Source organism: Pedobacter sp. MC2016-05 (assembly GCF_026239735.1).
GTDB lineage: Bacteria > Bacteroidota > Bacteroidia > Sphingobacteriales > Sphingobacteriaceae > Pedobacter.
Genome location: NZ_JAPIVT010000004.1, coordinates 204,545 through 217,374, shown reverse-complemented (window position 1 = coordinate 217,374; position 12,830 = coordinate 204,545). Strand labels below are relative to the sequence as shown.

The following is a 12,830-nucleotide window of genomic DNA, read 5'->3' as shown; positions in this document are numbered from 1 at the left end:
TTCTCTATTGGTGTTGGATATTAATCTTCATCGTTGAATGTTGCGAAAGGTCTAGCTAAAGCAGATTCAATTAAACCAAAATCGCGAACTCCTTTACTTCCTCCAAACTTATCAATTAATATGTTGTGTATAATTTCGGTTTCCTTGATTGAAATCATTGAGCAAGTTTATGAAGTACCTCACTATCTTCGGATAGAATTTTTTTAAAGTTTGAAGTCAAAGTTGAATTAGAAGTTCTTTCTAGTTGAACTTCTTTAATTAAATCCAAAATATCAACAAGAAGCTTTTCTGTAACTTGATCCAAAGCCTTGTTTATCTCTTTTTTGATTTCTACTGCTGTCATAATCAAATTTAATAGTTTTATTTATTCAAAACATCATATTAGCGTATTTTATGATAGGCTATTATTCCGATAAATTTGAATGGTAAAGTAGAGTCTGAAAAACTCAGCAATAAAACAAATCTTAAATAGTATATCGAACCATCGTTCGCCTAAATTTAAAATTTCTGGCAAAAAGGTTATAAAGCCAATGGAAAATATCCAAACGATTAACCTGAAGGGGAATTGAATAAAGTAGGTCATAAAACCAATTTTTTTTGAAAAGGAATAAGCCAATTGCAGATAGAAATAACGACAAAAACATGGGCAGTGTTAAAACGACCCTTATTTGCGATAACAGTTGATCCGGAATTTCATTTATATGGGTAATAATTGCCCAAAATTGTTTAGCAAGGAGCAAAATGCTAATGATATCTAGCAGGGCAAAAAACTTAGTGGCAGTTCTCATTTACTTACAGTATTTGGAAAGATACTGATCTGCTAAACTACTACCCATATTTTTAACAAACAAAAAATCTTCGCAGGCGCCTTGTTTATCACCTTGTTTAATTTTTTTTAAGCCGTTGTCAATTCGCTCATTTAAATAATCGTCATCAATACCCAATTGATTCTTAATAGCGATAATCTGTGCTTCTTGTCCCGGTTTTGCCTGATCAATGTTTTTATAAAAATTAATTACAGAATTTGTCAAACCTTCTTCTGCCTGGTAACTGCGAATGGCATCTTGCATATCTCTACTCGATTTGCCTTCGCAATTAAAACCAGAAAGCTTAAAATTAACGGGTACTATAACTGCTGTTGTGGTATCATAACCGACAGGAACTTTCCATTTACCACTGCTTAGCCTCACCAACCGCAACGCCTCTTCATCCAATTCGCTTAAAATGCTTTTGGTTACTCTTGAGGAATAAACATTTCCTTTTTCATCTAGTTTAAAACTGATGTTTACGGTACCCTGTATACAGTTGTTTTTTGAAAATGAGGGGTAAATGGTTTTTTCTCTTAAGAAACTCGTAAAACCATCTTTGCCTGTTTTAAATTGCAACTGCGCCATTGCAGCGGTACCACAAAATATCAAAAAGATAGTGACTAGCCTTTTCATAGTTACTAATTTACGGTTTTAGTCGCACTACAGATATGCTTTCGTGGAATATAAACCTCACAATTGTAAAAAGATAACAACGGTAAGGTTGACAATGTTTAAATTCGCTCCCCCAGATTATTTTGAACATTTTTATTGTTGCCTGTTAAACGTAAAATTTAAGATGACGTTTGGATCTGGGCAATTTGCCAGGTATTGGTTTCTTTTGCTAAACTTACAAACGCCAGGATAATCGCCTTCATAGCTTTCAATATTTTTTATCAGTTGAAAATGAAGGTGAGGTGGCCAGTTACCATTTTCTTCTTTGGTGCCGAGTTCAGCAATTTTTTCTCCGGCTAAAATCATTTTGCCTACTTCTAATTGGTTAAGTGATGATAAACTCAGGTGGCCATAAAGCGCATGGAATTTAAAACCTTCGATATTGTAGCTTAAGATAACTGTGGCACCATAATCGCCGAAAGCATTGTTGTTGGCAAAACTGTGGATCTCGGCATCGTAAAAATTGTAAATTGAAGTTCCAGCTTCACCCCAAATATCTACCCCCAAATGTAACCGCCGAGGTTCTTCTGCACTACTAAAATGAGCACTTCGCGAATAAATCGTACGATGCTCATTATAACCGCCGATACCATAGCGAGCCTTAGCGGTGCTGAGTTTTTGGTTTATCCACTCAGAAAAAGAATCTGTATCGTTTAAAATAGCATCAGTCAATTCTAAATTCGAGGCAGTAAAATCGAGAGGTAAAAGTTGATCTTGTTTAAGATCAAAGTCGACAATTTTTTGAATGGCAGACGCATTTTCGTTAATAATTTGTTCAAAGGTTTTCATTAAAGCTGGTCAAAAATATAAACGTAATTATAAATGTAATGTGACAACGCACCGCCAATAACAAAAATATGCCATAACTCATGGCTGTGCATCCAACGAAACATTTGTTTATCCTTGGCGTAATAATACGTGCCACCGATGTAGAAGATGCCGCCGAATAATAACCAGAAAATGGCACCAATAGGCAATGTGCCTAGCATTTTCTGTAATAATGGAACAATTAAACAACCCATTAAAATATAAATGGAGAGGGATATAGTAGTGCTTTTAAGTTTGTTAAAAATTTTTAAAAGGCAACCAATTATTGCAATTAACCATACAATAGCGAATAAACTCCAGCGTAACCAACCATCAAAAACTAGTAGGGCAGTGGGGGTGTATGATCCTGCAATCATTAAATAAATGCAGCAATGATCAAATTTTTGCCAAAAGCGAATGCCATAGTCACTTGCTGGGAAACCGTGGTAAGTGGCACTTACTCCAAACAAAATAAATGTGGCAATGCTGTAAATCCAGGCTGCTGTAAATTCAATTGGTATATCGCATTTTTGAAGCAAAAAATAACCCGCAGGTATCGCTACCAATGCGGGTATAAAATGAGTAAAGAAGTTTACCGGTTCTCTTAATTTTCTCACGATAACTATTCTTCGCCTTCTTCTTTTTGTCTCGGTTCTTTAGCAATTTTATCAAACAAGTGATCCATGCGCTCTACGTATTCGTTTGTGTCATCTACAAAAAAAGTAAGCTCTGGCACCACTCTAACCTGATGGCGAATTCTGGCTCCCAGTTTATATCTAATTTCACCAGCATGTGCATTTACCGTATTAATTGATAAAGTGGTATTAGTGGTATTAAAAAAACTTAAATATACTTTCGCTACTGCCAAATCTGGCGATACCCGAACACGTGTAATGGTTACCAACGTATTTGGTAAAAATGCTCCACCTTCACGCTGAAAAACTTGTGCTAACTCTTCTTGTAGTACTCCTGCAAATTTCTGCTGACGTTTACTTTCCATAAGTTTTATTTTTCATCATTGCGAAGTACGAAGCAATCTTACTCGCAAATTAGATTGCTTCGTGCCTCGCAATGACGGTTTGATTTAATTAATATAACAAATTACTATCATAAGGATACCTCGCTACATGAGCCGCTTTTACCTTATCATATAACAATGTTTTAAACTCTTCAATGTTTTCTTTTTCTGTAGCCGATATAAATAACACGGGCACCTTTCCATGGCTCATCCAGCTTTTCTTGAATTTATCAATGCTTAATTTACCATCATCGTCCTCATCTTCCACTTCGGGCGAAACGTAGGCATCAATTTTATTAAACACCAAAATCATATCCTTATCAATGGCGCCGATATCCTTTAGTGTTTCGTTAACAGTATTAATCTGATCTTCGAAATTTGGATGCGAAACGTCTACAACATGAATCAATAAATCAGCTTCGCGAACTTCATCGAGGGTCGATTTAAAGCACTCTACCAAATGATGGGGCAGTTTTCTGATAAACCCAACAGTATCTGAGAGTAAGAATGGTAAGTTTTCAATTACCACTTTTCTAACCGTAGTATCTAGTGTAGCAAAAAGCTTATTTTCGGCAAACACTTCCGATTTGGAAAGCATGTTCATGATAGTAGACTTGCCTACATTAGTATATCCAACTAAAGCTACTCGAATCAGCTGACCACGATTTTTGCGTTGAGTTTCGTTTTGTCTATCTATATTTCTTAACCGCTCCTTAAGTAGCGAAATTTTATTTAAAATAATACGTCTATCACTCTCAATCTGCGTTTCTCCAGGTCCACGCATACCGATACCACCCTTTTGGCGCTCTAAGTGAGTCCACATACCGGTTAATCGTGGCAATACATATTGAAGCTGTGCTAATTCTACCTGGGTTTTTGCTTGTGCCGTTTGGGCTCTGCTGGCAAAAATGTCGAGGATCAGGTTGCTTCGATCTAAAACTTTTACACCCAACTCACGATCAATATTCCGCAACTGCGATGGTGAAAGTTCATCATCAAAAACAACGGTATCAATCTCTTCCGATTTTACATAAGCTTTAATCTCCTCTAGCTTTCCTGTACCCACAAATGTTGCCCGCTCGGGCTTCAGCATCTTCTGAGTAAATACTTTCTCGACTTGCCCTCCTGCTGTATCAACAAGAAAAGCCAATTCATCTAAATATTCTTTTGTTTGCTCCTCCTTTTCTCCTGGAGTAACAACGCCAACCAAAACGGCTCGTTCCTGCTTAATCGCAGTATCATAAAATTTTTGTTTTCCCATGTAATATGTACAAAGATACAAATTTTGCAAATTGAAAATTGGCTAAGCCTACACAGCTAGCGACAACTTACATTCAAACAATAAGTCTGGTAAAAAGCAATAGCTTAAGCCCGTTTGCCTTTTAATTGAATTATAATCTCGAAATTGATTAAGGATTCGGTTAGAACTTATCGGTTAATTAGTTTGAACAACATTTGGTTTTCAATTTTTGTTTACTTTCAGTATATAACTACAATATTATGTTCTAATTTAGATTGAAACTTATCTTATTAGAGGATGGATTTTTTTAATACCAAAAGCATCTTTTTTACAGTCCTTAATTACCCGATGAGCTATCTCGAATTTTTTGCAGTGGTTACAGGGGTTATTTCGGTTATTCTATCTGCAAGGGCAAACATCTGGAGTTGGCCGGCAGGTATTGTCAATGTGTTTTTATCCGCTTTTTTTTATTACCAGATACAGCTTTATCCTGATATGTTTTTAATGGGTTTCTTTTTCATTACCAACATTCTTGGCTGGTGGCGATGGGCAAATCCGAAACCGGAAGAAGAAGACAAAAAGAAACAGTTGAAGATAAGCTTTATGCCCAGAAAGCAGTTTCTGATCTTTTTGGCTGTCGGTGTAATTGGAACAGTATTAATCGGTACACTGGCCGGACAGTTACATCACTTGTTCCCATTTGTTTTTAACCTGCCAAGCGCCTATCCCTTTGTCGATTCATTTATTTTAGTGATGAGTATAATTACTACATTTTTAATGATTCAAAAGCGAATAGAATGTTGGATTATTTGGCTAATGATTGATGTTGTAGCGACCTATTTATACTTTTTGAAAGGGGCCATGTTTTTTGGTGTCGAATACATTCTTTTCACCATCATTGCAGGCTTCGCTTTATGGAATTGGATTAAAGAATATAAAAGCTACAAAACAGCGAAGTAGGAACATTTCGTAGAACTAAGATAGCAACAATCAATAAAAAGGTCTTGAGTTTAACGCTTCCGCAGAGCGAAAAATGTAAACAAGAGATTTCAAAAACCAAAAAAATTAAAACATAATGAGTGATGGTCGGTTAATATAATGGCGCTCGGAATAAATGTTTAACTTAAAATTTATTGCCATGAAAAACGTAAATACACCTAAGAACAATCCAACAACCCAAGGAAGTTCAATTGCCGACAGAGCAAATCACGATGTAAAAGTTGACAAGAAAATGCAGGGAATAACAAATGGTGGAGGTCAGCGTTCCGATCAAACATCGAATAAAGATAATCAACGTAAAGTTGATAATAAGAAATAGCGTAAAATTCAAAACGGAAGATTGTTACGGGTTAAGAGCCCAACACTATTTTCCGTTTTACGAGAATGTAAAATAAACTGTGTCAAAAGTTAATTTACTAACTTTAGATACAGTTTATTATGACGAGAGAAGAACAGCTCGCTTATGAGTTAATGAAACAAAAAGCCCTTGAGCAATTGCGTTCGGGTAAATCCTTGTATGGCAAAGATGGTGCATTCGCTCCTTTGCTTAAAAGTTTTCTTGATTCTGCCCTTGAGGCAGAAATGGAAACCCACCTTGACGAGAATGAGCGTTTTTCAGGTAACCGGAAAAATGGTAAGACCTCGAAGGACATCAAAACCTCCGTTGGGACAATCTCAATTCAGACTCCCCGCGATAGAAACTCCACTTTTGAGCCTGAGATCGTCCGTAAAAGGGAGACCATTCTGGCTGAGAGCCTGGAGAGTAAGATCATCGGCATGTATGGTCTTGGGATGAGCCTTCGGGATATTTCGAGGCATATTAAGGATATGTATGATACTGATATCAATCATACAACACTTTCCGCTATTACCGATAAGATTATACCCGAGGTAAAGGAATGGCAATCTAGGCCTCTTGAAGAGCTCTACACAATCGTTTGGCTTGACGCTATGCATTACAAAGTAAAAGAAGATCACCGAATGGTTTCACATGCTGTCTACAATATACTTGGAATAAACCGTCACGGACATAAAGAACTTTTAGGAATGTACGTTTCTCAGAGCGAGGGTGCCAATTTTTGGCTGAGCGTAATTACCGATTTGCAGAACCGGGGAGTTAAGGATATTCTAATCGCCTGCATTGATAACCTGAATGGATTTCCACAAGCAATCAATGCCGTTTACCCGCAAACGGAAATACAAACATGCATTGTTCACCAGATACGGAATAGTTTAAAATATGTTGCATCAAAAGATCAAAAGGCCTTCATGAAAGATTTGAGGCCTGTCTATCAAGCTGAAACCCTTGAGCTGGCAGAGCTGAGGCTAGATGAGAAATGGGGCAAGAAATATGAAAAGGTACTGGAGTCCTGGAGAAGAAACTGGTCCAAACTCACCGCCTATTTTCGATATGATGCTGCAATCAGAAAACTCATTTACACCACAAATACTATTGAGGGATTTCACCGACAGGTTCGAAAAGTCACCAAAACAAAGGGTGCATTTACTTCAGATATGGCGTTGCTGAAATTGATCTATCTGGCGCAAAAGAACATTAGCCAGAAATGGACTATGCCTCTGAGCAATTGGGCTACAACTGCTCAGAAACTTGCCATTTGGTTTCCTGATAGAATGATATTAGATTTGAACTAGATTTTTTTGAGAAGCATTATTTTAGATTGACACAGTTTGTTTTATATACCCCGTTTTACCTCATTAATTTTCGATTTCAAGAAAATTCTTTACCCAGCTTAATAATATCTTTTCCTTCCAATATTCTTCTTTCGCTTTGATAATATAATGTATTAATCATCGCATCTCCGAGTTCGGTCATCTTACAAAAACCATTAGGGAAAAATTTTCTTCCAATAGGAAACATCCAGTTGATATACTTATAAAAATTGTGGGCAAATTTTTGCTTTCTAATTGGTTTGATAAAACCCGGGCGGAAGTGATAAACCTGCTTAAAAGGTAATTTGGTTAATTCGTTTTCTGTTTTACCTTTTACCTTCTGCCAGTTTAATCTTCCATTTATATCTGTTCCACTGCCAGAAACATAACAAAAAGTCATATTATCATTTAACTTAACCAAAGTATCTGCAACATGCATTGTAAGTGAATAAGTCATGCGATAATAAGTCTCGTTATCAACCCCAACTGATGAAATACCAAGACAGAAAAAGCAGGCATTATAGCCTTTCAGTTCATCTTCGATAGCTTTGAAATCGAAAAAATCCTGGTGAACAATTTCCTTAAGTTTAGCATGAACATAACCGCATGGTTTCCGGTTAATCACCAAAATTGAATCTATTTCGGGGTTATTTAGGCACTGGATTAATACACCTTCACCAACCATGCCTGTGCTTCCGGTAATAATAACGTTGTTAAGTGATCTCGTTTTTCCCATTTAAATTGATGTTTAATAATTAACTTTTAAAGTTAATCTTTGTTTGGCTTAATAAAATCTACGTAGCTACGCTTCACATACATCAGTATTTCATAATCATTCATTTTTCTAATTTCGGCAGCAGAAGGACGATATTTTTCAATAAAATTATTCAATGAATCATCTTCCAGTTTAGTGATAGAACTTATTTTTTCTGGTGAGAAACGATTATTGATATAATTTGTTTCCTCATCTTTCAACTGCACTTTCTTTAATTTTGAAAGTGAATTTTTATTCTTGGTGAGCAGACCAATTGTTCTTAAAATATCCAAACTTAAAATTGAGGAAGTGGAGTTGGATACCAGGTTTGATCCCTGGGTTTTATAGCGCAAACCTTTTTTAACCAGTACATCTTTAATGGTAGGGTCTTTATAAGCGAAAACCTTTGCGAAATCTTCCCGTATCTTCAACGAGTCTTCAAGGTAATCTCGTTTAGAATAAATGGTAACATCATTTAAATTGATAGCAACCGAACGCAAAAGGACGATCACATCTTTAAAGTTATTAATTAGGCTTAATTCCTTTTCTTCATAGCCTAACTTATTAATTTTTAAAATTTGGATAGACGGATTTTTAAGAAATGAAAATTTTCCGGTACTCGAGGTTATGCTTACTTCATTTCCGTATTTGACTACAGCATTTTCGATCGGAATTCTGGAAATATCATCCAACACTTGTCCGCTAATTTGTTGGGAAAATAAGCGATTGGAGATAATGATTAGCACAAAGAAAAAGAAATATTTCATTGTTAGCTAATGTAAAGGATAATTAACTGTCTATTAAAATTTTAACATAGATTAACCTTGTTTGGAAATACAAAAGGGTTTCGATACTATCAAACCCTTTTGTATGTGTTTACTTAATCACTGTGCCAACCATTTTATAGTCTTTGGGCGGTTCAGCTCCTAACAAATGCTGTACAAAATAATCCCATCTTCTTCTCATCATATAAGCAGAATACGGACCATAACCATGGGCACTGTTCGGAAAAATCACTAAATCAAAACTTTTATTAACCTTTTGTAAAGCTTCCACAACTAATAAAGTATTGTAAGGTGGTACGTTGTCATCCATCATTCCATGAACCAACATGAGCTTTCCTTTTAAATTTTTGGCATAAGTTTGATTGGCTTGCGCTGCATAATCTACGTTTTCTGCCAATCCATTGTAGCGTTCGCCCCAATCATCCTCATAATTTCTATTGTCGTGGTTTCCTGATTCTGATATTCCAACCTTAAAGAAATCCGGATAACGGAACATCGCAGCAGCTGTTGCGAACCCACCGCCAGAATGGCCCCAGATACCAACTTTGGCCGTATCGATTGGGTATTTGGTAGCTAGTTGTTTGATCGCGGTAATTTGATCAGGTAATGTGTTTTCGGCCATATTGCCATAATTCATATCGTGGTAGCTTTTAGATCGACCTGGGTTACTTGTTCCTTCAAGTACCACGACAATAAAACCTAGTTCTGCCAAAGCTTGGTTATCGCCACGCGATGCTGAAAAGAACCAGCTGCCCACACTTCCACCTTGTGGCCCTGGATAAATGTAATCGATTACCGGATATTTTTTAGTTGCATCCATTTTTGATGGCGTAAATACCAAGCCGTAAATGTCAGTCTTGCCGTCATTAGCTTTTACAGTAACTGGTGTAGGCGCTTTCCAGCCGATTGCAGTTAATCTCGAAACGTCCGTTTGAGCCAGTTCGCTAACTACCTTACCATTTATTTCCTTTAAAACAACATTCGCTGGAACGTTAGGTTGAGAATAATTATCGATGAAAAATTTTCCGGAAGGAGAGAAGGTAACCATGTGGTTACCTGGTTCTGGGGTTAAATCTTTCAAGTTTTTACCATCGAAACCAATCGTAAAAAAGTGGCCAAAATATGGATTCAGTTTATCTCGACCATTGGCGATAAAATAAAGCGTACGCGTTTTTTCATCCACTTTAAGCAGCCTTGTAACTACCCAATCTCCTTTAGTTATTTGATTTTTTACTTTGCCGGTAGTGGCGTCATAAAGATATAAATGACCCCAATTATCTCGTTCAGAATACCAAATAATTTCTTTGCTTGCTGGTAAATATCTCCAATTAATGGTGCCTTGACCCGATTCGAACTGTGTTTTTACGGTTTCTTCAAAGACTTCCCGAACAGCACCTGTGCTTGCATTTGCGATGCGAAATTTCTCATTTTTGTGATCTCTCGAGGTAGATACAAAAGCAACTTCCGATCCATCAGCCTTCCAATCAATATCATCAAAAGTTCCACTGCTCGAAATGTCATCACTCAAAGTACCACGGTGCGGGTCAGGAGGAATGTTTAAAGAAATTACCTTTGGGTTTTCAATATCGATAACTACGCGTCTGATGGTAGGGATTTCTTTATCTCCCGGCAATGGATATTTCCAGGCTTCCAGTTTTGGAGCACCAACATTGGTGGTTACCAAATACATCTCTTTCGAATTTCTTTGGTCCTGTTGGAAGGTCGTAATTTTCTTCGAATCTGGCGACCAGCGTAGGATGGGCGCATCGCTATGTTTCCACCCGGCATTGTCAGTTGCGTAACCATAATCTTTCACTCCATCAGTAGTTAACTGAGTGAGTTTGCCTGATGCCACATCTTTCACATATAAATTAAAATCTTTAATTAGAATGGCTTTTTTCCCATCAGGAGAAAGTACTTCGTCGCCGCCGCCCCTTCTTCTTGCAGTAGGAGGAGGTGAGGCCAAACCTTTTCCATATTCTGTAGTTAAGGTTTTCGTTTTCTTGTCAGGATTTACCAAAAAGGTTTGCGTACCGTTAGCATTTTTAATAGTAAACCAAAAGTTATCCCCTTCAAGCCAATTGGGTGTAACACCTACATTATCAATGTATTTAGAAGTGTTGTAAGCCATAAAGCTTTCCGCATGTTCATAATCTTTTTCGGTTAAAACTTTCTGTTGGGCATTCGCCGAAGTCATTATGGACAGGGCAATTGCGGTTAGCCAATATTTATTCATAATAGTTAGTTGGTTAATCTTTGGGATAAAATTAAAAGTGTTTCGTGAGATCAGATTAATTTAGCAAGAATAATACAAATTAACGTTTGTAAAATAAGCTTAAGCTACGTTACCCTAACAGCTTAAATAAAAAATGCCATCTTAAAAAAGATAGCATTTTGCGGAGAGAGCGGGATTCGAACCCGCGGTACCGTTAAGTACACACGCTTTCCAAGCGTGCTCGATCGACCACTCTGACACCTCTCCGGATTGTTGATGCAAATATGGCTGCGGATGCAAAAGTAATTTTTTTATTCAAAAAAAATGCTTCCAATTTTACAGGAAGCATTTTTATTTGATGAGTTGTTAAATTAATCAACAACTGTAATTTTTAACATATTGGTTTTTCCTTTCGCTTCTATTGGAATTGCAGCAGTATTAATTAAAATATCGCCTTGCTTAACCAATTTTTTGCTTTTTAAGAATTCGTTTACCTCAATAATGGTGTTGTCTGTACTTTCCCATTTATCATAGTAAAAACCTCTAACGCCCCATAATAAGCTAACTGCATTTAAAAGTGCTCTATTACTCGTGAAGATGAAGGTTAAAGCCTCCGGTCTGTGGCTAGAGATTTCAAAAGCAGTATAACCACTTAAAGTCATTGATACAATACCAACAGCATTGGTTTGCTTAGCTAAGAAACAAGCAGAATCACAAATCGCATCGCTCAAGAAAGAGGCAGATTTTGGTTTTAAAAACTTATCAGGATTAAATGGATAATTGTTTTGCTCAATGTTTTGAATGATTTTCTGCATCGTTTCAATAACGATCAAAGGAAATTCTCCAACTGAAGTTTCACCACTTAACATTACCGCATCTGCACCATCCAAAACTGAATTGGCTACGTCATTCACCTCTGCACGAGTTGGGCGAGGCGTAGTGATCATACTTTCCAACATTTGAGTGGCTACAATTACAGGTTTTGAAGCTGCTCTACATTTAGCAACAATCATTTTTTGTAATAAAGGAACTTCTTCCATTGGGCATTCAACACCCAAATCACCCCGGGCAACCATAATACCATCAGTAACAGCGATAATTTCATCGATATTGGCAATAGCTTCTGGTTTTTCAATTTTTGCAATTACACGGGCAGTTTTACCACGCTCTGCAATAATTTTTTTCAGTTCGATAATATCTTCAGCTTTACGAACGAAAGATAAACCGATCCATTCTACATCATTTTCTAAAACGAATTCTAGGTTTTCTCTATCTTCTGGAGTTAAAGATGGGATAGAAACCTTTGTGTTTGGAAGGTTTACTCCTTTTCTTGAAGTTAAGATCCCGCCGTGAACAATTTCACAAAGCACCTCATCTTTAAGATTGGTAGAAATAACTTTCATTTGCAGTTTTCCATCATCCAAAAGGATGATTTCACCTGCCTGAACATCTTGAGGAAAGTTCTGGTACGTTATATAAATACGTTCTTCGTTACCAATGCATTCTTGTGTAGTGATAACGGTGGTTTTACCATTAATTAAGTTAATCCCGCCTTCTTTTACTAAACCGATACGGATTTTTGGGCCTTGTAAATCTGCAAGGATACCTACATTATAATCGTATTTCTTATTTAAATCGCGGATGGTATCTAAAACGGCCTGATGATCTGCTTGAGAACCATGCGAAAAATTTAGACGACAAACATCCAAACCTGCGTTAAACATACTATATAATACTTCTGGTTTTGCTGATGCTGGCCCAAGCGTAGCAACAATTTTAGTTCTTGAATGAAAAGGTTTCATTTAATTATTTGATTTTAGCAATGCAGTTTCAGAAAACGCTAATTAATTATCTAAAATA

At 36.7% G+C, this 12,830-nt stretch carries 14 protein-coding genes and 1 tRNA gene; 3 read left to right on the top strand and 12 right to left on the bottom strand.

From position 1 onward, the window contains the following. Positions 1–20 precede the first annotated feature (20 nt). The 7 genes from OQZ33_RS08220 to hflX all read right to left on the bottom strand — a co-directional run bounded on the left by OQZ33_RS08220 (position 21) and on the right by hflX (position 4,567). Entirely contained in the window at positions 21–158 is a 138-nt protein-coding gene (locus OQZ33_RS08220; RefSeq protein WP_265798562.1) for a hypothetical protein, read from the bottom strand. Beyond that, positions 155–343 carry a hypothetical protein gene (locus OQZ33_RS08215; RefSeq protein ID WP_265798561.1) on the bottom strand — a complete coding sequence of 63 codons (189 nt, stop codon included), beginning with the start codon at positions 341–343 and terminating at the stop codon, positions 155–157. The genes OQZ33_RS08220 and OQZ33_RS08215 overlap by 4 nt, the downstream gene beginning before the upstream one ends. Before the next feature lie 445 nt (positions 344–788). Next, the gene (locus tag OQZ33_RS08210; RefSeq protein WP_265798560.1) at positions 789–1,442 is read right to left on the bottom strand and encodes an energy transducer TonB; all 654 of its coding nucleotides are present in this window, start codon (positions 1,440–1,442) and stop codon (positions 789–791) included. 132 nt (positions 1,443–1,574) lie between these two features. Further along, the gene (locus OQZ33_RS08205) at positions 1,575–2,270 is read right to left on the bottom strand and encodes a peptidoglycan DD-metalloendopeptidase family protein (protein ID WP_265798559.1); all 696 of its coding nucleotides are present in this window, start codon (positions 2,268–2,270) and stop codon (positions 1,575–1,577) included. Further along, complete coding sequence (trhA, locus tag OQZ33_RS08200; protein ID WP_265798558.1) at positions 2,270–2,905, bottom strand: PAQR family membrane homeostasis protein TrhA; 636 nt, start codon at positions 2,903–2,905, stop codon at positions 2,270–2,272. Before trhA ends, OQZ33_RS08205 begins: the two co-directional genes overlap by 1 nt. A 5-nt stretch (positions 2,906–2,910) precedes the next feature. Further along, positions 2,911–3,288 carry a 30S ribosome-binding factor RbfA gene (rbfA, locus tag OQZ33_RS08195; RefSeq protein ID WP_056848286.1) on the bottom strand — a complete coding sequence of 126 codons (378 nt, stop codon included), beginning with the start codon at positions 3,286–3,288 and terminating at the stop codon, positions 2,911–2,913. An 88-nt stretch (positions 3,289–3,376) separates the two neighbouring features. Further along, positions 3,377–4,567, bottom strand: a complete 1,191-nt coding sequence (gene hflX, locus OQZ33_RS08190; RefSeq protein ID WP_265798557.1) for a GTPase HflX — start codon at positions 4,565–4,567, stop codon at positions 3,377–3,379. A gap of 327 nt (positions 4,568–4,894) precedes the next feature. On the opposite strand from hflX, the gene pnuC reads away from it, so the two are divergent. The 3 genes from pnuC to OQZ33_RS08175 all read left to right on the top strand — a co-directional run bounded on the left by pnuC (position 4,895) and on the right by OQZ33_RS08175 (position 7,198). After that, a complete protein-coding gene (pnuC, locus tag OQZ33_RS08185; RefSeq protein WP_265798556.1) occupies positions 4,895–5,506 on the top strand; it encodes a nicotinamide riboside transporter PnuC in 612 nt (203 codons plus the stop codon). Positions 5,507–5,684: 178 nt separating this feature from the next. After that, positions 5,685–5,864 carry a hypothetical protein gene (locus OQZ33_RS08180; protein WP_056849236.1) on the top strand — a complete coding sequence of 60 codons (180 nt, stop codon included), beginning with the start codon at positions 5,685–5,687 and terminating at the stop codon, positions 5,862–5,864. Between the two features lie 119 nt (positions 5,865–5,983). Then, positions 5,984–7,198: an IS256 family transposase gene (locus tag OQZ33_RS08175; RefSeq protein ID WP_265798555.1), complete on the top strand. Its 1,215-nt coding sequence runs from the start codon at positions 5,984–5,986 to the stop codon at positions 7,196–7,198. Positions 7,199–7,274: 76 nt separating this feature from the next. Here the strand turns inward: OQZ33_RS08175 and OQZ33_RS08170 are convergent, their stop codons facing one another. The 5 genes from OQZ33_RS08170 to pyk form a co-directional block, all read right to left on the bottom strand. Beyond that, the gene (locus OQZ33_RS08170; protein ID WP_265798554.1) at positions 7,275–7,952 is read right to left on the bottom strand and encodes an NAD-dependent epimerase/dehydratase family protein; all 678 of its coding nucleotides are present in this window, start codon (positions 7,950–7,952) and stop codon (positions 7,275–7,277) included. A gap of 32 nt (positions 7,953–7,984) precedes the next feature. Then, entirely contained in the window at positions 7,985–8,737 is a 753-nt protein-coding gene (locus OQZ33_RS08165) for a hypothetical protein (protein WP_265798553.1), read from the bottom strand. A gap of 109 nt (positions 8,738–8,846) precedes the next feature. Then, a complete protein-coding gene (locus OQZ33_RS08160; RefSeq protein ID WP_265798552.1) occupies positions 8,847–10,991 on the bottom strand; it encodes a S9 family peptidase in 2,145 nt (714 codons plus the stop codon). A 161-nt stretch (positions 10,992–11,152) separates the two neighbouring features. Further along, a tRNA-Ser gene (locus OQZ33_RS08155) sits at positions 11,153–11,237 on the bottom strand. A gap of 104 nt (positions 11,238–11,341) precedes the next feature. After that, the gene (gene pyk / locus OQZ33_RS08150; protein ID WP_265798551.1) at positions 11,342–12,772 is read right to left on the bottom strand and encodes a pyruvate kinase; all 1,431 of its coding nucleotides are present in this window, start codon (positions 12,770–12,772) and stop codon (positions 11,342–11,344) included. Positions 12,773–12,830: the final 58 nt, after the last annotated feature.